Annotated in this window: 20 protein-coding genes; 11 read left to right on the top strand and 9 right to left on the bottom strand. The window is 70.0% G+C overall.

Translation table 11 applies throughout. The features are described 5' to 3' along the window. Positions 1-6: 6 nt before the first annotated feature. Both OG219_RS15505 and OG219_RS15500 read right to left on the bottom strand, forming a co-directional pair. Positions 7-1011, bottom strand: coding sequence for a zinc-binding dehydrogenase (locus OG219_RS15505; protein WP_266826920.1), 1005 nt, complete (start codon positions 1009-1011; stop codon positions 7-9). After that, the gene (locus tag OG219_RS15500; protein ID WP_266826919.1) at positions 1008-2165 is read right to left on the bottom strand and encodes a mandelate racemase/muconate lactonizing enzyme family protein; all 1158 of its coding nucleotides are present in this window, start codon (positions 2163-2165) and stop codon (positions 1008-1010) included. Before OG219_RS15500 ends, OG219_RS15505 begins: the two co-directional genes overlap by 4 nt. A gap of 255 nt (positions 2166-2420) precedes the next feature. On the opposite strand from OG219_RS15500, the gene OG219_RS15495 reads away from it, so the two are divergent. After that, positions 2421-3101 (top strand): hypothetical protein, encoded by a 681-nt coding sequence (locus OG219_RS15495; protein ID WP_266826918.1) that lies wholly within the window; start codon positions 2421-2423, stop codon positions 3099-3101. Between the two features lie 173 nt (positions 3102-3274). On the opposite strand, the gene OG219_RS15490 is transcribed toward OG219_RS15495, so the two are convergent. Next, positions 3275-3709 (bottom strand): MarR family winged helix-turn-helix transcriptional regulator, encoded by a 435-nt coding sequence (locus tag OG219_RS15490; protein WP_266826917.1) that lies wholly within the window; start codon positions 3707-3709, stop codon positions 3275-3277. Positions 3710-3836: 127 nt separating this feature from the next. Between OG219_RS15490 and OG219_RS15485 the strand changes: the two genes are divergently transcribed. Together OG219_RS15485 and OG219_RS15480 are read left to right on the top strand one after the other, a co-directional pair. Next, the gene (locus tag OG219_RS15485; RefSeq protein ID WP_266826916.1) at positions 3837-4859 is read left to right on the top strand and encodes an NADP-dependent oxidoreductase; all 1023 of its coding nucleotides are present in this window, start codon (positions 3837-3839) and stop codon (positions 4857-4859) included. A 114-nt stretch (positions 4860-4973) separates the two neighbouring features. Further along, positions 4974-5393, top strand: a complete 420-nt coding sequence (locus OG219_RS15480) for an organic hydroperoxide resistance protein (protein ID WP_266826915.1) — start codon at positions 4974-4976, stop codon at positions 5391-5393. A 71-nt stretch (positions 5394-5464) separates the two neighbouring features. Here the strand turns inward: OG219_RS15480 and OG219_RS15475 are convergent, their stop codons facing one another. Continuing rightward, positions 5465-7957, bottom strand: a complete 2493-nt coding sequence (locus OG219_RS15475; RefSeq protein ID WP_266836101.1) for a M14 family zinc carboxypeptidase — start codon at positions 7955-7957, stop codon at positions 5465-5467. A 194-nt stretch (positions 7958-8151) separates the two neighbouring features. Between OG219_RS15475 and OG219_RS15470 the strand changes: the two genes are divergently transcribed. From OG219_RS15470 to OG219_RS15455, 4 genes are all read left to right on the top strand, one after another. Continuing rightward, positions 8152-9096 carry a hypothetical protein gene (locus OG219_RS15470; protein ID WP_266826914.1) on the top strand — a complete coding sequence of 315 codons (945 nt, stop codon included), beginning with the start codon at positions 8152-8154 and terminating at the stop codon, positions 9094-9096. A gap of 114 nt (positions 9097-9210) precedes the next feature. Beyond that, on the top strand, positions 9211-9963 hold the full coding sequence (locus tag OG219_RS15465) for a hypothetical protein (protein WP_266826913.1): 753 nt from the start codon (positions 9211-9213) through the stop codon (positions 9961-9963). 300 nt (positions 9964-10263) lie between these two features. After that, on the top strand, positions 10264-14655 hold the full coding sequence (locus tag OG219_RS15460) for a tetratricopeptide repeat protein (protein WP_266826912.1): 4392 nt from the start codon (positions 10264-10266) through the stop codon (positions 14653-14655). A gap of 193 nt (positions 14656-14848) precedes the next feature. Further along, a complete protein-coding gene (locus OG219_RS15455; RefSeq protein ID WP_266826911.1) occupies positions 14849-15358 on the top strand; it encodes a hypothetical protein in 510 nt (169 codons plus the stop codon). A gap of 188 nt (positions 15359-15546) precedes the next feature. On the opposite strand, the gene OG219_RS15450 is transcribed toward OG219_RS15455, so the two are convergent. Both OG219_RS15450 and OG219_RS15445 read right to left on the bottom strand, forming a co-directional pair. Continuing rightward, entirely contained in the window at positions 15547-16887 is a 1341-nt protein-coding gene (locus tag OG219_RS15450) for a hypothetical protein (RefSeq protein ID WP_266826910.1), read from the bottom strand. 273 nt (positions 16888-17160) lie between these two features. Then, positions 17161-17487, bottom strand: coding sequence for a carboxymuconolactone decarboxylase family protein (locus OG219_RS15445; RefSeq protein ID WP_266826909.1), 327 nt, complete (start codon positions 17485-17487; stop codon positions 17161-17163). A gap of 209 nt (positions 17488-17696) precedes the next feature. Here OG219_RS15445 and OG219_RS15440 point away from each other — a divergent pair, with 209 nt between their 5' ends. Together OG219_RS15440 and OG219_RS15435 are read left to right on the top strand one after the other, a co-directional pair. Continuing rightward, positions 17697-18098 carry an amphi-Trp domain-containing protein gene (locus tag OG219_RS15440; RefSeq protein WP_266826908.1) on the top strand — a complete coding sequence of 134 codons (402 nt, stop codon included), beginning with the start codon at positions 17697-17699 and terminating at the stop codon, positions 18096-18098. 59 nt (positions 18099-18157) lie between these two features. Then, complete coding sequence (locus tag OG219_RS15435; RefSeq protein ID WP_266826907.1) at positions 18158-18964, top strand: EI24 domain-containing protein; 807 nt, start codon at positions 18158-18160, stop codon at positions 18962-18964. Positions 18965-19001: 37 nt separating this feature from the next. Here the strand turns inward: OG219_RS15435 and OG219_RS15430 are convergent, their stop codons facing one another. Further along, entirely contained in the window at positions 19002-20261 is a 1260-nt protein-coding gene (locus tag OG219_RS15430; RefSeq protein ID WP_266826906.1) for a pyroglutamyl peptidase, read from the bottom strand. An 87-nt stretch (positions 20262-20348) separates the two neighbouring features. Beyond that, positions 20349-21317 carry a LysR family transcriptional regulator gene (locus OG219_RS15425; protein ID WP_266826905.1) on the bottom strand — a complete coding sequence of 323 codons (969 nt, stop codon included), beginning with the start codon at positions 21315-21317 and terminating at the stop codon, positions 20349-20351. 58 nt (positions 21318-21375) lie between these two features. Here OG219_RS15425 and OG219_RS15420 point away from each other — a divergent pair, with 58 nt between their 5' ends. Together OG219_RS15420 and OG219_RS15415 are read left to right on the top strand one after the other, a co-directional pair. Then, entirely contained in the window at positions 21376-22188 is an 813-nt protein-coding gene (locus OG219_RS15420; RefSeq protein ID WP_266826904.1) for an NAD(P)-dependent oxidoreductase, read from the top strand. 67 nt (positions 22189-22255) lie between these two features. Next, positions 22256-22693 carry a RidA family protein gene (locus OG219_RS15415; protein ID WP_266826903.1) on the top strand — a complete coding sequence of 146 codons (438 nt, stop codon included), beginning with the start codon at positions 22256-22258 and terminating at the stop codon, positions 22691-22693. On the opposite strand, the gene OG219_RS15410 is transcribed toward OG219_RS15415, so the two are convergent. Continuing rightward, positions 22629-23228: a TetR/AcrR family transcriptional regulator gene (locus OG219_RS15410; RefSeq protein WP_266826901.1), complete on the bottom strand. Its 600-nt coding sequence runs from the start codon at positions 23226-23228 to the stop codon at positions 22629-22631. The genes OG219_RS15415 and OG219_RS15410 overlap by 65 nt on opposite strands. Positions 23229-23257: the final 29 nt, after the last annotated feature.

Below are 23257 nucleotides of genomic sequence, written 5' to 3'. Positions count from 1 at the left end.
CCTGGTTCATGGACGCAGAAGGACCTTTCCGACCTTGGGATCGCCGGACCCCACCAGCTCGATGGCCTGCGGGAACTCGGCGAGCGGCAGCTCGTGCGTGACCAGCGGCAACGGGTTCAGCAGCCCGGCCCCGAACACCCGCACCGTGTGCGCCCAGGCATCCGGCGGCGCCCCGAACACGGTGTGCACCTCCAGCTGCCGTACGACGAGATCGGTGGGGTCGAGACCCTCGGCACCCGGCGCCGGGATACCCGTGAGGACCAGGCGTCCGCCGCGCCTGAGCAGGGAGGCGGCGGTGCGCGCGGCGGACGCGGACCCGGCGGTCTCGATGACCACGTCGAAATCGTCGGGCAGTTCCTGGTCCCGGGTACGGAAGTCGGTGGCGCCGAAGTCCCTTGACAGCGCCGCACGGTCGGGGCGGGTGCCGACGACCAGCAGCTCGGCGGGCGAGCCCGCCTTGAGGAACTGCACGGCGAACATCCCGAGCGTCCCCGTGCCCACGACCGCGACCCGCTCACCGGGAACGGCGTTCGCCTTGAGCGCGGCGGCCGCGATGCAGGCGGCAGGTTCGAGCAGGGCCGCCGCCGTCAAGTCGGCGTCGTCCGGGAGGACATGGAGAAGGCGGGCGGGGAGGGTGAGCGTGGCGGCCATCGCGCCCGGCTGGGTGAAGCCGGTCTCCTCGTACCCCGCCGTGCACAGCGTGGTCTCGCCCGCGTGGCAGCGGTCGCAGACCTGGCAGTTGCGGAAACCCTCACCGACGACCTTCCGCCCGACGAGAGCCGCGGGCACCCCGGCGCCGACGGCCTCCACCGTTCCCGACCACTCGTGGCCGGGAGTGAGGGGGTAACGGACGTACCCCTCGGGCCTGTTGCCCTGGTAGACCTCGCGGTCGCTGCCGCAGATACCGACCGCGTGCACGCGCACGAGCGCCTCGCCGGCCTCCGGCTGCCTGGGCTCATGACGGGTCAGCCGGTGCTCGCCCGGCGCCTCGACGACGACAGCGGTACTCACTGCGCCCCCTTCGGCTTGCGCTGCTCCCAGCCGTCCGCCCACAGGTCGAACCTGGCCTGCTGCTGCGGGAACTCGGCCGCCGCGTCGACGTCCAGCTCGACACCGAGACCGGGCTCGTGGGACAGCTCGAAGTAGCCGTCGACGACCTGCGGGGCGCCCTTCACGACCTTCTTGATGTCCGCGTCCGCGAAGTCGTTGAAGTGCTCGAGGATCTTGAAGTTCGGGGACGTGAAGCCGACTTGGAGGGAGGCGGCGGTCAGGACCGGGCCGCCGACGTTGTGCGGCGCGACGAGGACGTAGTGGGCCTCGGCGGTGGCGGCGAGCTTCCTGGTCTCCCAGATGCCGCCGATGTGGCCGACGTCCGGCTGGATGATGTCCGCCGCCTGGCTCTCGAAGAGCTCGCGGAACTCGATGCGGTCGTGGATGCGCTCACCGGTGGCGACCGGGATGTCCACCTTGGCCGCGACCTTCTCCAGGGCCTTGAGGTTCTCCGGCGGGACCGGCTCCTCCAGCCAGGCGGGCTTGAAGGGCGCGAGCTCGTGGGCGAGACGGATGGCGGTGGCGGGGGAGAACCGGCCGTGCATCTCCAGCATCAGCTCGGTCTCGGGCCCGATCGCGTCGCGCACGGCCTCGATGAGGGAGACGGCGTACAGGCTCTGCTCGTGGTCGAGCTCGAACTGTCCGGTCCCGAAGGGGTCGATCTTGAGGGCCTTGTACCCGCGTGCGACGACCTCCTGCGCGGCCTTGTGGTAGGCCTCGGGGGTCCGCTCGGTCGTGTACCAGCCGTTGGCGTACGCCTTGACCTTGTCGGTGACCTTGCCGCCGAGCAGCTGCCAGACGGGCACGCCGAGCGCCTTGCCCTTGATGTCCCAGCAGGCCATCTCGATGACGGCGATACCGGACATGACGATCTCGCCGGCCCGCCCGTAGTCGCCGTACTTCATCCGCCGGACGAGGTCCTCGACAGCGAACGGGTCGGAACCGAGAATGTGGTTGGCCTGAGCCTCCCGCAGATACCCGATCAGCGCGTCGGTGTGGCCCAGCATGCGGGTCTCACCGACCCCGGTGACACCTTCGTCGGTGTGCACCTGGACGTAGGTCAGGTTCCGCCAGGGTGTCCCGACCACGTGTGTGCTGATTCCCGTGATGCGCACGGCAGTTGCCCCCTGTGCTCTTCGGCTCTGTTCGAAATTTCGTCACACGTTCGAAATGCTGGCGTGACAGTAAGGATTCCGTCCCGGAGGTGTCAATGGGTCGAACACATAACGGTTTCGACGCGATGGGTGCGGGATGGCGGGGAATGGTCGGGGCTGTCCTCAACTCGGCATACCGGAACGGGTGGTTCACTACACAACCTTCACAGCTGTGACTATGAACGTTACCTGTGGGGAATCTAGTCTTCCGGCGTCATGGACTACTGCCACCCGTGCCGCAGGCACCTCAATGGCGCTCTCGCATGCCCGGGGTGCGGCACACCAGTCGAAAAAGTTCGCGAGCATGCGGACGCGGTCGAATCGCGCCCGGAAGCGGACGACGTCGAGGACTCGTACGAGGACGACGACGACGCGCGTCCCAGCGGGCGTGGGCGCGGACGGCGGCGTGAGTCCGCCGCGGGCGGGGGCAGCCGGCGGGACCGGAAGGCCGCCGCGCACCGGCGGCGTCGGCGCGGGGCGCTGATAGCCGGGGCGGGGCTGCTGCTCGCCGCGGGCGGGCTGAGCCTTGCCGAGCTCGGCATAGAGGGGCCCGGGTCCACTCCGCAGGCCGCCACGGCGGGCGAGTCCGCCGACGGGGGTGCCACTCCGGCCCAGACCGCCGTGCCGATCGACGACACGGAGGGCTCCACCGGCGCCTCCGCCTCCCCGTCCGCCTCCGAGTCGGCCTCTCCGTCCGCCTCAGCGTCGCCCTCCGCCTCCGCGACGGACGAGGAGTCCGCGTCCGCCACGGCCCCGGAGGCCACGACCTCGACCCCGAAGCCGTCCCGCCCCGCCGCGACGTCCCAGGCCCCGACGTCCGACCCGACCTCGGCGGACCCGACCGCGGACCCGTCACCTTCGGAGACTTGCAGCCAGTTCTTGTGGTGGTGCACGTAGGGGTTTGTTTCGCCCCCTCCGCCCCTTCCCGTCCCGTTCCTGGGGGCTGCCGCCCCCAGACCCCCGCTAAAGATTTTCAGCCCCTCCGGCGTTTGAGGAGCGGGGTCTGGGGCGGAGCCCCAGGAACAAGGGACGGGTAGGGGCGGAGGGGGCGAAAAACCCCACCCCAGCCCCTACGTGGCGAGCATCCGCTGCAGCAGCCCCCGCAGGGAAACCCGCTCCTCCCGGGACAGCCCCGCCAACGGCTCCCGAGCAAAGCGGAGCGAATCCCGCAGCCCCCGGGCAACCCGCCGCCCCTCCTCCGTGCACGCGGCCAGCTTCACCCGGCGATCCGTAGGATCCGGCCGCCGCTCCACCAGCCCCCGCGCCTCCAGCCGATCCACGATCCCGGTGACATTCGACGGCTCACACTTCAGCTGCTGCGCGAGCCGCCGCATCGGCAGCGGCTCCAGCGACAGCAGGCTCAGCAGTCGCGCCTGCGCCCCCGTGAGGGCATGCTCGGCGGCAGCGTCCTCGTACTCCTCGTGATACCGCGCCACCACCGTGCCGATGAGGTCGACGACCTCCAGCGTCAGGGGGTCGATTCGGGGTGTCTTCTGCGTGGCCATGCGCTCCAGGCTACCTCGTTACTTGACATCATGAAATATTCAGGAGCATGGTTGTTTCAGGTACTGAAGTATTTGACCCACCAGAGCCGCAGACAGCACCCCGCACCCCGCAGGAAAGGCGCCCCTCATGACCGACACCCCCCAGCTCCCCGCCCTCAGCCGAGAATGGCACCTGGTCAGCCGCCCGGTCGGGGTCCCGAAGCCGGAGGACTTCGCCCTGGTCGAGGCCGAGGTCAAGCAGCCGGGTGAGGGCCAGGTACTCGTACGGAACAAGTACCTCTCCGTGGACCCGTACATGCGCGGCCGCATGAGCGCCGCCAAGTCGTACGTCGCCCCCTTCGAGCTGGGCAAGGTCATGCAGGGCGGCGCGGTCGGCGAGGTCGTCGCCTCGGGCGCCGAGGGCATCGAGGTCGGCGACCACGTGCTGCACTTCTTCGGCTGGCGCGAGTTCGCCGTGGTGGACGCCAAGCAGGCCGTCAAGGTGGACCCGGAGGCCGCGCCGCTGAGCACGTACCTCGGCGTCCTCGGCATGACCGGCCTCACCGCGTACGCGGGTCTCCTGCGCACCGCCTCGTTCAAGGAGGGCGACTCGGTGTTCGTGTCGGGCGCCGCCGGCGCGGTCGGCAGCCAGGTCGGCCAGATCGCCAAGCTCAAGGGTGCGTCGAGGGTCATCGGGTCCGCCGGCTCCGACGAGAAGGTCAAGCTGCTCGTCGAGGAGTACGGCTTCGACGCCGCCTTCAACTACAAGAACGGCCCGGTGGGCGAGCAGCTGCGCGAGGCCGCCCCCGACGGCGTCGACGTCTACTTCGACAACGTCGGCGGTGACCACCTGGAGGCGGCCATCGGCCGGCTCAACCGGGACGGCCGCATCGCCATCTGCGGCGCGATCTCCGTCTACAACAGCACCGAGCCCGTCCCCGGCCCGAAGAACCTCGCCCGCCTGATCCAGACCCGCGGCCGCATCGAGGGCTTCCTCGTCGGCGACCACTACGACATGCAGGCGCAGTTCGTCCAGGAGGTCGGCCCCTGGGTCGCCTCGGGCGCGCTCAAGTACCGCGAGACGGTCGTCGAGGGCATCGAGAACAACCTGGAGGCGTTCCTCGGGGTCCTGCGCGGCGACAACACCGGAAAGATGATCGTCAAGGTCTGAGATCCGAAGGCGGCCCAGGGGCCTGTCGCTGGACTTCCGGCATACGGTAACTTCTTTCCGAAGTCGTCGCGATCGCGGGCGCGAGTCGCGGCGGACCAAGGAGGAACGCACCGTATGTCCATCCAGCAGACCGACGTCCTGTACACCGCCGTCGCCACCGCCGAGAACGGCCGCGACGGCCGAGTAGCCACCGATGACGGCAAGGTCGACGTCGTCGTCAATCCGCCCAAGGAGATGGGCGGCAGCGGCGCCGGTACCAACCCGGAGCAGCTGTTCGCCGCCGGGTACAGCGCCTGCTTCCAGGGCGCCCTCGGCGTCGTCGCCCGGCAGGAGAAGGCCGACATCTCCGGCTCGACCGTCACCGCGAAGGTCGGCATAGGCAAGAACGAGGACGGGTTCGGGCTCATCGTCGAGATCTCCGCCGCCATCCCGAACGTGGATACGGCGACGGCCACGGCGCTGCTCGAGAAGGCCCACCAGGTCTGCCCGTACTCGAAGGCGACTCGCGGCAACATCACCGTGACGCTCGTCTGACGGCAGTCGTTGCACATGGCGGAGGCGGCACCCCAAGGACGTGGGGTGCCGCCTCTGTCGTAGCGACCCTGCTACCGGGCGAGTGTCAGCAACGCCCGTGCCACCTGCGGGAATTCACCCTTCGGATGGTCGCGGAAGAGCGGCTCCGTGCCGAACAGGACCGCGTCCGGGCCGCTCACGACGGAGGCCCGGCCCCCGGCCGCCGTGGGCCCTGCCGTGCCGTCGGCCAGCGGGCGCCAGTGCCCGGAGACCAGCGGATTGCCCGCCGCGTACGACTGCTCCACGCGGACCCCGGGACCGAGATCGGTGAACCAGAGCGGGGCGTAGACGAAGCTGTGGTCCGGGGCGCCTGTGGTGAGCGCGCCCGAATTCACCACCCGTACAACGCCGTTGGCGTCCCCGTCACCCGCCACAGGCTGCACGGCGAGCAGCCCTGTGGCGGCGTTGAGGGCCACGCCGGTGGCTCCGCGCCCCACCAGGCCATGGGTGTCGAGGAAGGCGCCGAGAGCGGCGCGTGCGGCCGCGTTGAGGCCTGCGTGGTTGAGCCCCGACGAGGCGAACAGCACATCCGCGCCGGACCAGTCGAAGCCCGCGTTGAGGACGGCCGTCGACACCGGGACCACGTCGAAGTTCATCTCGCGCAGCGCGAACAGCTCGCCCGGGGTCACGGCGGCGGCGACCCGCGTGAGGCGCAGGGGAGTGCCGCCGGTCGCCTTCGTCGCGTCGAAGGCGACGTCGTACTCACGGGCGAGGGCGACGGCCTTCGCCCGCGCCGACCCCGGCACGATCGCGCTGCCGTCCGCGGCCTGCCGTACCGGAACCCCCTGCTTCAGAAGGGAGTTGAGGGCCGCGATCTCCTGCGGATCGTCGAGCCGGAGCCGCAGATCACCGCGCGGGGAGACGTACCCGACGTCCGTGGCCGCGCCGACCGCGCGCAGCGGGACGGCCGACAGGCTGCCGCTCCGTATCGGCGTGACCGTCGCTCCCCACAGCCGGCCCAGACTCCAGCCCGAGATGTCGTACATGACCGACACCTTGTCGCTGATGTCCGTCCCGTCCGCCAGCATCACATTGGCCATCCCGCGTTTGGCCTGGCGCAGGTCGACGACGTACGAACCCTTCGCGTACGACCGTCCCGCGAGCCGGAAGCCGTCGGTCGCGCGGCTGACGCGGACGTCGTTGGCGAGAAGGTGGTCGACCAGGCGGGCGGCGGCCGTCGCGGAGCGCTGCGTGGCGCCTGCCGGGATGACGTACGCGCGCGGGAACTCGGTCGTGTAGACGTCCTCGGGGCCGATGCCCGGGACGCCGGGGACCGTCTCGGCGGAGACCGGCACCTGTGCGGCTCCGGTCACGCCGCGCCGGAAGACCTCGATCTGGTCGGCGATGAGCGAAGTCCGGTTCTTCTGCGCGAAGTTGAGGGTCGCGCGCATGGCCGCGCCCGCGACGTCCACGTTGATCGCGGAGCGGCGCTTCAGCTCGGCGACCGGCAGCGAATCGTAGGCGGCGTTGTTCACCTGCATCGGGATCTCGACGGTGTGCGCGGCGACCGTGCCGTGGAACGCCGCGTACTGCGGCGTGAAGATCGGCGGCCAGTCGTCCCAGCCCTCCTCCTGGTCGCGGAAGGGGATCTGCGCGGGCTCCACGCCGTCATCGGCGGGCGTGTAGCCGAGGCCGTTGACGGCGGCCTCCATGCCCAGCGCGTTGGCGTAGGTGTTCTTGAGGAAGAGGTCGTACTCGTAGTTCTCGCCGTGCGGCGGGGTCGTCGGCTCGATCAGCGTGCCGTTGACGTAGCCGTGCAGGTCGACCATGACCGCGGGCTGCTTGTCGATGCCGATCTGGCGCATCGCGCGCGCCTCGGGCTGCGAGGCGGTGATGAAGTCCCGGTTCAGGTCGAAGCCGTTGGCGTTGGCGCGGGTGCCCGCGATACGGCCGTCCGGGTTCGCGGTGATGTTGAAGTACAGGCGGCTGTGGGCGAGGAGGTCGGCGGTCTTGGTGTCCTTGGCCGTCGCGAGCTGCTCGATGAGCCCGAGGGCGGCGTCCGTGCCCTCCCATTCGTTGCCGTGGATGTTGTTGTTGAAGAAGACGGGCGTCTTGTACGTCTTCTTCACGGCCGGGTCCTTGGCCGCCGCCTGCGGAGCGTTCTCGAAGAGCTCGCGCATCCGGTCCTGGGCACGCGTCTCACGGCTGGACTCGGGCGCGGTGACGGTGACGAGGTACAGCCGGTGGCCGCCGGCCGACTCGCCCGCGACCTCCACACTCACGCGATTGCCAAGCTCCTGAAGGGCGTTGAGCTTCGGGGCGATCGCGTGGTACGGGGTGAGGCCGAGCTTGATGGACTTGTCGGCGGGGTTCTCCGGGTCCGGGGTGAGGACCTGCTCACGCGGATAGCCGGCGGTGGAGGCGGAGAGGCCGGTGACGGGGGCGGCGAGGGCGTTGAGGGCGGCGCTCGCGGAGTTCCGCGCGGCGCTGCCCTGGCCGTTCTCCTGCGCGGAACCTTCCCGGACAGGCGGTTTACGGTCCGCGGTGGCGCTCTGCGGGGTGAGCAGGAGCGAGCCGGTAGCCATGGTGATGACGGTCGCGGTCAGAACGGGTCTCGGTAGGCGCACGCGTCGTACCTCCTGAGGATTCATGAGGATTCCTGAGATCGGTTCAGGGTCGAGTCGGGTCGGTACGGCGAGGTGTACCCGTTCGACTCTCCCGCAACAAGAGGGCGTTGCCGTCACGTGCGTCGTCATGCGGGCCGTCACGGATGCCCCGGATGGCGCATGCCCGGTGGGTCGGAGAGGGCATCCTGAGTGCGACGGCCGAGCGGTACGCGCGCAACGAGGAGGCCCCCTCCATGTCCCCGATTCCGTCGCTCCCCAGCAGGGAGGACGTGCTGCGCATGGCACGCAGCACGACCGACATCACCGGCCAACTCCTCGACACGGCGGGGAACATCACCAGAATCGCCGTCAACACCTTCGACCCCCGGGACGGGGCGGGCGCGGAGGCGCTGCGCGTCCTGCGCGAGACCACGGCCGAACTGGCCGAGGCGAGCGCGTCCCCACAGGCGCAGGAGGCCTTCTACCGCATCGTGGACACCCTGACCCGCCTCGGCACCAGCGGGGCACCGCTGGCGGCGCACCCCGTGAGCGAACCCGCGCAGGTGCTCCTCTCCGCGCTCGGCGACAGCCTGCTGCCGGTCCTCGACGCGGTGGCGCCCGCGGTGGAGGAGGCGGCCGACGCGCTGGCCGAACTGGTCGACGCCGGCTCACCGTTGCTGCCCGCCGCAGCCGGGATCACCGCAGGCGTACTCCTCGCCCTGACTCCGGTGATCCGGGCCGCCGCAGACGTCCTGCGCGAAACGTCCCCCGAACTCCGCCGCATCGCCGACGCGTTGACGGCCGCACTGGCCCCACTCCTCCCGCTCCAGGTGGCCCTCGCGGAACGGGCCGCCGCGGTGGGGGCGGGGGTCGTACGCGCCTCCCTACCCCCCTTGGCCGACCTCACGGAGGCCGCCGCGACCGCAACGAAGGCGGCCCGCCCCCTCCTCATCGCCACCGAGGAGTTCCTGGTCTCCGGCCTGGAACACCTCCAGCCGCTCCTCCTCGGAACGGCTTCACGGGCCGGGCGCGTGGCCCGCTCGGCGGCGGTACGGGTGTCGGCGGCGGTGTCGCCTGCGGCGGAGCGGGGGGTGGTGGTTGCGGTGGCGCCGGTGTGAATCGGCGTGGCCTCAGGGGCTGTTGGGGCGCAGATCTGACCGCTGTGGAGTGCTTTCGCTGTGCCCATGACAGACTCGGCGATCTGTCGGCCACGCTTGAGGAGGTCCCCTGCCATGCGCCACTTGGCCACCGTGGCGGCCGCCATCGCGTCCGTCGTCCTGCTCGCCGGCTGTGGCGCCGGGGATGAGGGGAAGGCACCCGCATCGACGTCGAAGAGCGGAGCATCGGCCACGCCGGAGTCCGATGGTTCATTCGAAGTCGAGGCCGCGCTCAAGAACGCCGATCCAGCGCCTTACTCGGCTGAGATCGCGACGGAGACCTATACGGGCTCCACGCTGACGGTCGTGATGGCCGGCCGGATGAACTTCAACGGATCAGCACCTACGGGCAAACTGACCATGACGTCCTCCGACAGCGTCCCGGAGGACCAAGCGTTCAACGCGGAGACGATCCTGCTGGAGGACGCCACCTACACGCGAACACTTGATGACGACGGAGCAGTTGGGGGGTGGCAGCGCACAGGACTGGACTCCTCAAGCGCGGGCGTAGCTGACTACAGCCCTTACGCACAGCTGCTCTTGGACCTCGGGCCGAAGGCCCAAAAAGGTCCAGAGGAGATGGACGGAACCCCGGCATACCGACTTTCCGGCAAGCTCACCCAGGACCAGATCCGATCAGTGGACCGTCGGCTGTACGACAAGATGCGCGCCACGGGTACCGAGGAGTTCGCCTGTGACGTATGGGTCAACGATTCCGGCCGAGTCGTGCGCTTCGAGCAGTGGCTTGAGGTGTCCGGCAGCTCGGCGCACAACGTCGTGACGCTCAAGAATTTCGGCGACCCTGTGGCTGTGAGCGCACCCGAGTAGCTCCAGCCCAACTGTCGCGCCATGCAGAGATGGCATTTGGCGGCTGACACCAGCGGCTGACACCAACAGCGTGAACAGCGACGGTCGGCGCCGGACATCAGGGGACGATCAACCGAAGCGCAGAGCCGGTTGGGCCTTCGCAGCAGGTTCGGACAACGAACCTGCCGGGGCGAGGGTGCCGCGGGCTGGTGGTGGGCATGGGCAATTGAGTCATTACCGGCGTAGGGGTCTATCGGGTGCCCTAGGGTTTGGCCAGCTTGAGGGGCAGTGGCTCAGGGTTGCTGTGTTCGGGGGTGCGGTGTGACTGAGGCCGGGCGATTCGACGCGTTCGTGTCGTATGCGCATGAGGATGAGCCGTGGGCGAAGGCCTTGGCGGAGAACCTGGAGCGGCTCGGCCTTCATGTGTGGCTGGATCAGTGGGAGCTGGTCGGTGGTCAGCCGGTGGCATCGCGGTTGCAGGACGGCCTGGCGAGGTCCCGCACTGTGGTGACCGTCGTCAGTCGGCACTGGACGGAGTCGGGATGGTGCGGTGAGGAGTTCGCGTCCGCCGTGGCGAACTCCGTAGCTGGACAGCAACGGGTGATCCCGGTCCTGTGGGGCGAGGTGGAGGTGCCGCCCTTCATTGCTTCGCGGCTGTACTTCGACTTCCGTCAGGTGGCTTCTCCATCGCAGTACGAGAGCCTGGTGCGGCAACTGGACCGGGCCGTACGGGGATTGCCGACGGCGGAGCGCCCGGCGCCGGGCGGGGCGCTGGTGGTGCCCGACGAGGTGGTCTATCGGCCGGCCGGACCGGCGTACGCGGAATTGCGGGTCGGCACGGGATCGGTCACGTTCTCCACCGCGGGCTCCGAAACGTCCTGTCCGCCGCGTGGTGTGGACCGGAGCCTTGAGCAGCATCTGTGGATGTTGCAGCGCGCGCGTGCACGGGCTGTTGGCGGCCTGGCCACGCGGCGTCAGCTAGCTCTGGAGGAAGCAACTGCTCCGGGAGGGGCGGCGGGGGCGCTGGTTGGTGTCGGTGCGGTGTTGGGCGAGAGCTTCGTGTGCGGTGAGGTGGCGGCGGCGCTGGCGAAGGAGGAGGGGCTGGCGCAGACGCGTCACGCATCGTTACGGATCGGGTTGACGGTCGATGATCCGCGGTGGGTGGATCTGCCGTGGGAGACGCTGGTTGTTCCGGGCGCGGGGCAGCCGTTGGTGCTGTCGGAGCATGTGGAGTTGTACCGCAAGGTGCGGCGGGAGAGTCCTCCCGTCGCGGTGCAGCTGGCCGGTCCGTTGCGGATTCTGGCGGTGGTGGCGAGCCCGGAGGCCGATGGGGGTGAACTGCTGGACTACGAAAGGGAGCTGGGCCGCATCCTGGACGCGGTCGACCCGGCGCGGTCTGGGCACGACGCATATGTGCGGGTGCTGAACTGGGGCAGCCTGGCCGAGATTCACGCGGCCCTGGAGCAGGAGCGCTTCCACGTACTGCACCTGTCCTGTCACGCCAAGCCGGGGATTCTGCTGCTGGAGGACGAGCGGGGCCAGGCGGACGAGGTCGATGCGCGGCGGTTCATGGCAGAGGGCCTGCCCACTGATCGGGGCGTTCCATTTGTGGTGCTGGCCGGCTGCTCCACCGCCCGCACCCCCGCGTCCCGCGATTCGCACGAGCGGCCCCCGGGCGAGGAAGGGGACTCGGGTGAGGAGGGGGGCTCGGACGCGAGCGCCGACGGCTCCGGTCATGCTGATGTCAGTCCGGAGGGGCGGGCCCGGGCCGGTCTGGCGCGCGAGTTGCTCGCGCGCGGGGTGCCGGCGGTGCTGGCGATGACCGAAGCCGTCACGGACCACTACGCCACCGAGCTGGCCGCGGAAACCTACGAGGCGCTGGCAAGGGCCGAGCACCCCGACCCGCTGACCGCGCTCTCCCACGCCCGCCGCACCCTGGAGGCCCGGCGTCGGCAGCTGCCGGACAATACCCCACGCGCTGCGTGGCCGGAGTGGGCAACTCCGGCGCTGTTCCTGGCAGGGCCGCCGCTGCCGCTGTTCGACCGCACCCACGGTGCCGGTCGGGTGTCGGTCGCGCCGGAGGTGGTGCTGGACGAGGGGATGGTGGTCCGCAAGGTCGGCGAGTTCGTCGGCCGCCGCACCGAGCTGCGCAGACTGCTGTCCGCCCTGCGGGATCCCGGGCGGGCCGGGGTGCTGGTGCACGGAATCGGCGGAGTCGGCAAGTCCACGCTGGCCGCCGAGCTCTTGCACCACTACGGCATCCGGAACCGGCTGATCGTGCCGGTTTCGGCCACCACGACCCGTACCGTCGACGCCGTCCTGGAGACACTGCGGCAGCGCCTGAACGCATACTGCCTGGCCGCGGACCTGCCGGAAACTGACCCGTTGCGGCGGGTAGCGGTGGCGCTGACCGACGCCCGCTCACCCTGGCGGGACCGCTGGGAGCTGGTCCGTCAGATCGTGCTGCCACGGCTCCCGGTACTGATGATCGTGGACAACGCCGAAGACCTCCTCACCCGCACGACGTCCGGCGACGGCCGACAGCCGTCCGACCCGGCACTGGCGGATCTGCTGGCCGCGTGGACGGCGGCGAGCCCCCGCACACGGCTGCTGGTGACCAGCCGCTACCCCTTCAGCCTCCCCCAGCGCGCCCACGTTCGGCTCACCGCTCATCACCTGGGACCCCTGTCGCTGGCGGAGACCCGCAAACTCATCTGGCGACTGCCCGGCCTGGACGCCCTCAGTCCAGCCGACCAGACCCGCGCGTACACCGACGTCGGAGGCCACCCACGGGCCCTGGAGTACCTCGACGCCCTGCTGCGCGGCGGACAGGCCCGTTTCCCCGACATCGCCGACCGCATGGAAGCCGCGCTGGAGACTCGCGGCATCCATGATCCCGAGCGCTGGCTGGCAAACGTGGAGGGCGACCTGGACACGGCGCTGGCCGAGACCGTCACCCTCGCCGTGGACGACATCCTTCTCGACACCCTGCTCGACCAGCTCGACAACGTACCCGGGGCGCGCCAACTGCTCGACGGCCTGGCCGCCTACCGCACCCCAGTCGACCGCACAGGTGCCGCCTGGCAGCTGTCACAGCTCACCGCACCCCCCCAGCCCGACCCCGCCCTGTTGCAGCGCCTCAAAACAATGAACACGCGCATCACCCAGGCCCGTGCGGCCGGAGCAGGACCGGACAACAACTACGGCCTGACACCCGAAACAATCACCGAATACGAAAGCATCCGGGAGGAGCTCCAGCGGCCCCCGGTCGACTTGGACGGCCAGGCTGGGAACGCTTTGAAACGGCTGCTGGAACTGGGGCTGGTCTCCCCGGCCCCCGCGCCCCAGGACGAGCCGGGCAGTCGGCCCAGCGGTTTGACGGTGCACCACTGGACCGCCGACGCGCTCCGGCAGCGCGCCCGTCCCGACACTCTGGAAGCCGCACATCGGCGGGCCGCCGCGTACTGGCAATGGTGCGTCAACGTACGGCCCCAGCCTCCTGTCGACGACATCACTCAGCTCATCGAGGTACGCCATCATCATCACCAGGCTGGCGACCTCGACCAAGCCGATGCTGTCACGCAGCATGTGTGCTCCCAGCTGCACACCTGGGGAGCCTGGGACTGGGAACAACGCCTGATTGAGGAGACCCTCACCTGGGTCCCCGCACGCTCCAGTCCTGCCGCCGCCTACGTCCACCAGCTGGGCATGATCGCGCAGCTGCGGGGGGACTACCAGCAGGCCGAGAAACGCTACCGGGCCTCCCTCGCCATCAAGGAGGAGCTGGGCAACCGCTCCGGCATCGCCAGCAGCTACCACCAGCTGGGCATCATCGCGCAGGAGCGAGGGGACTACCAGCAGGCCGAGAAACGCTACCGGGCCTCCCTCGCCATCCTGGAGGAGCTGGGCAACCGCTCCGGCATCGCCAGCAGCTACCACCAGCTGGGCATCATCGCGCAGGAGCGAGGGGACTACCAGCAGGCCGAGAAACGCTACCGGGCCTCCCTCGCCATCCTGGAGGAGCTGGGCAACCGCTCCGGCATCCCCGGCAGCTACCACCAGCTGGGCAGGATCGCGCAGGTGCGGGGGGACTACGAGCAGGCCGAGGAACACTACCGGGCCTCCCTCGCCATCCTGGAGGAGCTGGGCAACCGCTCCGGCATCGCCACCAGCTACCACCAGCTGGGCAGGATCGCGCAGGAGCGGGAGGACTACGAGCAGGCCGAGGAACACTACCGGGCCTCCCTGGCCATCGAGGAGGAGCTGGGCAACCGCTCCGGCATCGCCAGCAGCTACGGTCAGCTGGGCAGGATCGCGCAACTGCGGGGGGACTACGAGCAGGCCGAGGAACACTACCGGGCCTCCCTCACCATCAAGGAGGAGCTGGGCGACCGCTCCGGCATCGCCACCAGCTACGGTCAGCTAGGCGTACTCCGTACTGCGCAACAGCGCCCGGCAGAAGGCGTGCCTTACACGCTGCAGGCGCTGACGCTTCAGCTGGAGATCGGAAGTCCGCCCGGCACCGCCCTTTACTGGCTCGGCCAACAGAGGGCCCTCATCGGCGACGACGCCTTCCGGTCCATCATCGACAACCTGCTGCCGGACGACGCTGCGACAGCGGTCATGAACGCCACGCAACCCCAGGCGGAACCTCCACCACAAGGGGGAGATGACACCGCCCGCCCGGACCCCACAACCACAGATCAGGCATAGACCGCTTCGAAGTCCTCCACCGGACGGACCGCAGAGCCTTCGAATTCAACAGACGGTGGTTGGCCACACTGTCGGCGCCTTCCGTGCTCGCCGCACGTTACCGATAGATCATCCCGGTAACGTGAGTCAGCAAGACCTGAGGACACTCCGTAGGCAGCCGAGGGGAACAGTAATGGTGCGGGCGCCGAAAAGCGTGGATGTGAAGCTGAACCTGCATGTGCTGGAGATTTCCGGCACATGGGAGCCGAACGACGCTGAACGGCGCGCGGCCTGGGAGGTCTACGTGGAGCTGGTGACGCGGGTATCAGTGGTACCCCTGAGAGTCGACGAGGGCCTCCTCCGCGAGGCGCTCACCAGCATGTACTCACTCTTTGCCACCACTCGCGACGTGCTGCGCCAACACGGCCCGGAGGTGGCCGAGCCCAAGCGCAACGGGCAGTACAACTTCGGCTACCTGGCCGTCGCCATGCTCAACTTCGGCATCCGCCCCCTGCTCGCCCGCTGGCACCCGGTGCTGGAGGACTGGGAGAACCAGCGCCCCGCCGATCGCTCACGCCGTGACCACGAACGGCTCTGGCCCCAATCCGACGAGTTCCGCGTTGCCCTCACGGACACCCGCCGCATCCTCACTGCCTACGCCGACCTCCTCGCCGGCGCCTGCGGCGTCCCCAATCTCCTGGCAGCCGTACCAGCCGGCGACTGACACAGCACCGCCTCAACACCGAAGCACACCAACGACCCCCACCGCAGCCCACCGACACCGCATCCAGACGACCCGTCAGCCGAACAGACCCCAGTGACTCACCTGTCCCTGGCGGGCCCCAAGACGTCCGTGTCAGACACTCCCGTTCCGGCGCGCCCCGACGGGCCGGTGACGGGACTGCCAGAGCGTCACTCGCCCCCCTCCGGGCGCGGTGGCGCCACCCGCTCGGCGTCGAGGGTGACGCGGCCGGAGGCGGCGAGGAGCGCGAGCAGTGCGAGTACGGCCAGCAGGATGACGACCAGCAGCAGGATGGTCAGGACTGTCGGGTGGTTCCAGAGTGCGAAGACCAGGGCCACGATCAGCAGGGCGGCCAGGGCGATCCAGTGGCGGTGGGCCTGGGTCCAGGTGCCCACCCGGCCGGTGCGGACCTGGTGGCCGTACGCCCACTTTGCTGTGGAGTCCGCGGCGCGCTCGGATGTGCCGCGGACGGCGCGTGGCAGCCGTCCGGGGCCGATCAGGTAGGCGCCCAGCGCGATGATCACGCCGAGCACGATCGCCGTGCGCAGGCTGACCCGCAGGAAGTGCAACAGGGTGTCGAAGATGGCCGCTGCGGCGGCCTCCGACTGCACCTGGGCCGGGAGGTGGTCCAGGTAGTAGCGGCGGGCGACGACCAGGCCGATGGCCACGATCAGGCAGGCGAAGGCCGCGCCGAGAGCCGTACGGGCGAGGGCCCGGCGGCGCCGGTGGGCCAGCAGCACACCGGCCGCGCCGATCAGCACGACGAGCACGGGGAACCAGTTCCCGATCACGTCCAGCAGATGGGCACCGTCGCGGATCTTCTTCAGCTGGTCGGACTGGAAGAGCACCATCTGTTTGTTGACGTCGGGGATCTTGGCGGCCGGCGACAGGCCGGCGTCCACGAGTGCTTCCTTGACCTGGTCGACGGCTTCGCCGACGTCGAGGGTGACTGTTCCGCCGTTCACGCCCACGGCTCCACGGCCCTCGCCGGTGAGCGCGTGCACGACCGCGGAGTGGGCCTCCCGGTTGGCGTTCGTCCAGATCCGCTCGAAACGGTCGCTCTCCACGAAGCGTGTGGCCACCTTCTCCACCGTGTCGTTGACCACGGAGTCGAGCTGCGGGCCCAGACCCTTCACGGCGTTCGCTGCCCGCGGCGGTAGTCCCTGCGACTGCAGCCAGGCGGCGATGTCCGCTGCGGCCTGGCTGCCGTTCACCCGCACGTCGGCGGCTTGGGTGATGCGGTTGACCGCTGCGGCCTCGATCGCCGGATCCGAGGCCAGCGGCGAGACCGTCGCCACGTACCGGTCGGTGTCCAGAGCGATGCCGTGCACCCACACCGTGAGCAGTGCGATCGGCACCAGGATGCAGGTGAGGACGATGAGCACTGCCGAGGCGATCTTCCGCGTGATCCGCGTGGCCGCCGAGCCGTGCTTGTGCCCACTTCCGGTCGCGTCACCTGCGGCCCCCTCCGGGGCGGCTTCGGGCTCGGACGACTCGTGCGGGTTGGTCATGGGGGCTCCCGGGGATTGGCCTCCCTCCATTTCCGCTGCTTTACGGCGATACGGCACGCCCAGGTGGGCCGTATGGGCAGCAGGTGGTCAACCACCCCGGCGGGTGACCCCGCAGTGCGGGCCGGGGTTCGTGCCGGTCGCACGCTGCGTGCGCGCACCGTTCAACGCGATGGAATCGACGGCTCAGGGTGAACGCACGGTTCCGGTGAGCCGACGCGCCGGTGATCCGCCGCAGCGCGGCGGATCACCGACGCCGGCGGGGAGCGCCCGCTCTCAGCCCTGAGCCTCGATCTCGGCATCGGCGACGGCAATGACGATGCCGAGCGCCGTGGCGATGTGGCCCGCTGCCGTCATGACGCGGGCGGTGCCCACGATGGGCGCGATGGCGACCAGGACGTCCTGCAACTGTTCGGCGGTCAGACCGGCCTGCAGAGCGGGGTCGATATGGGCCACGTAGGAGATCGGCGGGGCGTCCGAGGCGGCGAGTGCCGCGATGCGCGTGAGGATGAGCATGTCCGGGGCCAGCCCGCATCGCTCGATCGAGTCGACCGTCATGGCGGCGAGGGTGTCCAGGACACGGGTTTCAGATGCAGTGGACATGTCGCATGCCCTCCTGGTGAGTTTTCGAGCCCGAGAGAGCTACGTGGCGGAGAGAACCGGGTTCCGCGAACGCGAAGCTCCCTACAACCCTAGAACCCTTCCTGGCCTCGCGCCGGTCGGGCACCCCGAGGTGCGGTGCGATCCCGGTGGGCCGAGATTGGAACGAGGCGCGGCCCGACATCCAGGTCGCTTCCGGATCGGAGACACCCATGAAGGACCTCAAGTTCGAGCAGAAGCGCTCGCTGACACGCCTTGAAGCGGCTGACCAGCTCACGGCACTCGCAGCCGCGCTGAGGAAAGGTGAGGATGCAGAACTGGAACTCGGCCCGGCAACTCTGAGCCTGCGGATCCCCGACGACCTTCGCAGCGAGATCGAGGTCGAGATCGGTGATGGGGAGATCGAGTTGGAGATCGAGCTCAAGTGGCCGACAGCACCGACCCGGACTGCACAGACCCGGACAGCGCCGTCGCGGACGGCGGCACGCACGGAGAAGGCCACGACGCGAAAGAGCGTCACGACGCGAAAGAGCGTGCCCGCAAAGCCAAGGCGCACCAGTACGGGCACCAACAGAAGCAAAAGCGCGAAGCGGTCCGCTACGAAGACGTCCTGAGTTGCGTCCGTCACGCAGCCGACGAACCCCCATGAACCATCGACGCTAAAGTTCCCCCCATGCGCGACTTCGGGGTGGGCTTCAACTACTTGCTACAGGGCCAGCGATGGGTGGCGAGGCACGGGAAACAGTACGGATTCGGCCTGCTCCCGGGGCTGATCACCCTCGTGCTGTACGCGGCGGCCCTCGTCGCCCTGGCGATGTACGGCGACGACTTCATCACCTGGTCGACCCCGTTCGCGGACGACTGGACCAGCCCCTGGCAGGGCCTCTTCCGCGGCTTCCTGACCGCCGTACTGTTCGCGCTCGCCCTTCTCCTCTCCGTGGTCACCTTCACGGCGGTCACCCTCCTCATCGGCCAGCCCTTCTACGAGAACCTCTCGGAGAAGGTCGACCGGGACGTCTCCCCGGACGGCACGGCCCCCGAGTCCGGCCTGCCGTTGTGGCGTGAGCTGTTGATCTCGGCCCGCGACAGCCTTCGTATCGTCGCCAGGGCTGCCCTGTGGGGCGTCCTGCTCTTCGCGCTCGGCTTCATCCCGTTCGTCGGCCAGACGGCCGTCCCGCTGATCGGCTTCTTCGTCACCGGCTTCTTCCTGACGGAGGAGCTGGCCGGGGTTGCCCTGCAACGCCGCCGCGTCGAGCTCCGCGACCGCCTCACCCTCCTCCGCTCCCGCAAGACCCTGATCTGGGGCTTCGGCACCCCCCTCGCGGTCTCCTTCCTGGTCCCCTTCGTCGCCGTCTTCCTGATGCCCGGCGCGGTCGCGGGCGCCACACTGATGGCCCGCGACCTGCTGGGCGAGGAGACGACGGACGGCGACCGGGACAGGAACGGCGCGGACGACCAGGAGCCGGCGTCAGCGGGCTGACCGGCGTCCACGCCCTCCCGGTCTCCCGGTCCCCCGGTCAGGAAGCCTGACCCGCGTCCACCGCCACCGTCAGGATCGCCCGCACCTGCGCGATGATGTCCAGCCGGTTCTGTACGAACTGGGGGTCGGTCACCACCCCGGTCGCCGGGTCGGTGTTGCCCGTGCCGAACTGCAGCACCGGGGTGTGGACATGCCCGCCGGGAAGCGAGGACTGCAGCCCGAGCCGGTTGCGCAACAGCGTCGCGCGGTACGCGATCTCGTTGGAGAGGTAGTCACCACCGCCCCCGGCACGGGCCGTCGAACCCGGGGTCGGGCCGAGGGGACGTACGACCGGAGTGGTGCCGCCCGCCGGGATCTCGGTCACCGACGTGTTGTCGTACACCGGGAAGCGGCCCGTGTTCGCGGCCACGATCTCCGCGTACGGAAGGGTCGTCGACGTCCACTGCGGCTGCGAGGCCGGATCGGTGACGGGGATGGTCTCGGTCCGCGAGAGGTTCTCGTTGTCGGGGAAGCCGCCCCGCCAGGCCCCGTTGGTCCGCTCCACGTCGAACCGGCCGACCCGGCCCTGGCTCACCGTCGTGAACAGGTCCACGCGGGGGAGCTGCTTGCGCAGCGTCCGTTCCACCGTTCCGGCGGCGAAGTCCTGCCAGCGGACGGGGAACATGGCGGTCTCGACGCGTGCCGGGCCGTCCGCGGTCTGGATCGTCGTGCCGTCGAGGGCGAGGGCGGTGGCCCCGGAGGGGTTGGAGATCCGGATGTCACGGTCCAGCGTGAACGGGTCGAACCCGGTGACCAGGATCCGCTTCACGCCCTTGGCCGGCGGATAGTGGATGGCGTCCTGACCGCGCGAGGTCACCTCCAACTTGGCCAGCAGCTTGTCCCGTTGGGCATCCGTGAGCCCGAACTCCGGCTCCCACTGGCGTACTTCACGCGTCATACCGAGCCGCGCCCAGTACAGCGGCCGGTCGTCGTCCCGGCTCAGGTCACCGCCCGCCGGACCCCGGCCCTGCGCCCGGTCGACGGCCCGCTGCCACAGCCGCGCACCCTGCTGTACGGCGGCCCGCTCGGCCTGCGCGTACGAATCGGCGCTGTCCAGCGCCTGCGCGAACTCCGGTGCCACGGTGTCGAATCCGGAACGCCGCAGGATCTCCTGGGGCGCGGCCTTGTCGAGCCGCAGCTCCTCCACGGTGGGGGCCTCGGCGGTCGACGGCACGGCGGCGGACGCGGTGGGCGCCGCCGCGAGCCCCGCCACCAGGGTCAGTCCGAGTACGCCGATCCGAATACGTATGTGCGTCAAGGGAATTCAGGCCTTCCGTCGCCGTGGGGTGCTGCCGGGTGGCCGCAGTATCGCGTGACGGATGGGACGTACGCCATGGCGCGTGGCTCAGGTGGGGATCTTCGCGGCCGCCTCCCGGAGCGCTTGCAGGAACGCCTCTGCCGCGGGCGCCAGGGAACGCCCCCGTGCCGTCGCCGCGTACACGGCCCGTGCGGGCGTGTCCTCGTCGCGCACCGGGAGCAGCGCGATGTCGGGACGTACGGACTCGGCGGCGAGCGCCGGGATCAGGGCCACTCCGAGTCCGGCGGCGACGTAGCCCTGCTTGGCGGTCCACTGGGCCACGACGTGCGCGACGCGCGGGCGGAAGCCGTGCCGCAGCGCCGCGTCGAGGAGGGTGCCCTCGGGGCGGGCGGTGCCGGAGATCCAGTCGGCGTCGGCGAGTTGGGGGAGCCGTACCGAGGGCTCGGCAGCGAGCGGGTGGCCGGCGGGGACGGCTACGTAGAGGGACTCGTCGAGGAGGTGGTGCAGGGTGTACGCGTCCAGTGGCGCCCGGCCCGTCGTCGAGACGATCGCCAGGTCCAGACTGCCGGCGGACAGCCGCTCCAGGAGCGCGGGCGTGAACCCCTCTTCGCGGGTGAGGCGCACTCCCGGGTGACGGGTGCGGAAGGCGGCGATGGCCTGCGGGACGAGAGCGGCGTCGGCCGTGGCGAAGGCACCCACCCGTAGCCGTCCGCCCGTCAGTTCGCGCAGCGCCGTCAGTTCGCGCTCCGCCGACTGCAGCCGCTCGACCACGGCCTCGGCGTGCGGCACGAGGACCTGCCCGGCCTCCGTCAGCCGTACGCCCCGGTGCAGCCGGTCGAAGAGCGGTGCCCCGCCGAGCGCCGACTCCAGGGAGGAGATCTGCCGCGACACCGCGGACTGCGTCCACCCGAGTGTCCGTGCCGCCACGGTGAACGAACCGTGCCGGGCGACGTCCAGGAACACCCGCAGCCACACGGTCGAGAGATCGGGCGCGTCCTCATGGGTCGCGTCGCCCTGCAGATCGGCATTGTCATACGCGTCATGCGTGTTCGGCATGGGACCCATGCTAGACATTCGCTTGTCGCATTGCCTCGGTGTGCCTAGCGTCGAAGGCATGGAAAAGATCGCCTTTCTCGGACTCGGCCACATGGGCGCCCCTATGGCCCGCCAACTCCTTGGATCCGGGCACCCGTTGACGGTCTGGACCCGCACCGCCGCGAAGGCGGAGCCGCTGGCCGCCGAGGGAGCCACGCTCGCCGCGACCCCGGCGGACGCCGTGCGGGACGCGGACGTGGTGATCACGATGCTCGCCGGCCCGGCGGCGCTCCACGCGGTCGCGGACGCCGTCGTGCCGGAGCTGCGCCCGGGCGCGTACTGGGTCGAGATGTCGACCGTCGGCCCTGATGTGGTCAAGGAGTTGGCCGCCCGGCTCAAGGACGGCGTGACGCTCGTCGACGCGCCTGTGGCGGGCAGCACCGACAGGGCCGCCGCGGGCCGGCTCGGCATCCTCGCGGGCGGTGACGTGGCCGGTGTCGAGCATGTGCTGGCTCACCTCGGCACGGTCACTCGCACCGGACCGCTCGGCTCCGGCGCCGCACTCAAGCTCGTCGTCAACACTTCCGTCGTCGGCGGGGTCGCCCTCGTCGCCGAGGCGATGCGCCTGGCGGACGCCCTCGGTGTCGACGAGGACACCGCGCGCGCCGTCCTCACGAACGGCCCGCTGGGCGGAGCCGTCGGCCGTGCCTTCGCCGAAGGCGTGCACTTCGACACCGCGCTCGCCGTGAAGGACGCCGACCTCGCGACGAAGGCGGCCCGACTCCCGGTCATGGAAGCGGTGTTGGAGCAGTTCAGGCGCGCCGCCGCCGACCCGGCCGTCGTTCACGAGGACATCGCGAAGGCCGTGGCCCACATCCGCCGATCATCCTGACGAACCCGACGAACCCGAACCTGAAGAGCCCGAAGAGCCCGAAGAACCTGACGAACCCGAGGACCCCGTGCAGATCACGCTGGACAACCCGCCCTCCGCACCGCAGCCCGCCAACGCCTACTACTCCCAGGTCGCGCGCGTCGAACTCCCGGGCGGCGGAGCCCTGTTGTACCTCTCCGGCCAGGTCGCCGAAGGAGCGGACCTCGCCGCCCAGAGCCGCGGCGTCTTCGAGGCCATCGACGCCCTGCTCGAAGCGCACGGCGCGTCCCTCGCCGACATCATCAACATCCGTACGTACCTGACGGACATCGACAAGCTCCACGAATACGGCGCCGTACGGCGGGAGTTCCTCACCGGAACCGCGCCCACCAGCATGACGTTCGAGGCCTCCCGCCTCTTCAAGCCGGAGGCCCTCGTGGAGGTGGAGGTCGTCGCGGCGGTCAGCCCTCGCCCGGCGGGGAGTCCAGCAGGGAGTCCGGCGAAGGATTCTCGCCCAGCAGCGTAAGGAAGTCCCGAAACGCCCCCGGCATGTCCACCGACTCCGGGTCGAGCAGCCACTGGTACTGGAGTCCGTCCATCACCGCGACCAGGAGAGGGGCGGCGCGCTCCGGAGTGAGTCCGTTGGGGAGTCGCTCCCCGTACTCGGCGCGCAGTACCGAAGCCATGCTCGCCCGCACGGCCGCGTACCGCTGGGTGAAGAACTCACGGGCGGGGTGCCCTTCCGTGACGCTCTCGCCGAGCAGTGCGGAGAAGGTCTGGATGATCCCGGGCCGCATGGCGTTGTACTCGACGAGCGAGGTGAGCAGATCGACCCGCCACTGGGTGTCCGGCACCGCGTCCCACTGGTCGCGCTCCTTGAGGACGGCGACGAGCAGGGCCTCCTTGGTGGGGAAGTGGTGCAGCAGCCCCTGCTGGGTGAGGCCCACACGCTCGGCGACCGCGGCCAGACTCGCACCCCGGTAGCCGCGCTCGGCGATCACCTCCAGGGCCGCGCGCACGATCTCCGCGCGCCGTTCCTCACTCCTGGTCCTGGTCGTCATGGAGCCACGGTATCGGCATCCGATCACCC

Source organism: Streptomyces sp. NBC_00038, assembly GCF_026343635.1.
Classification (GTDB): Bacteria; Actinomycetota; Actinomycetes; order Streptomycetales; family Streptomycetaceae; genus Streptomyces.
Note: the sequence above shows the minus strand (reverse complement) of the source record. Positions and strands in the feature narration are given on the sequence as shown.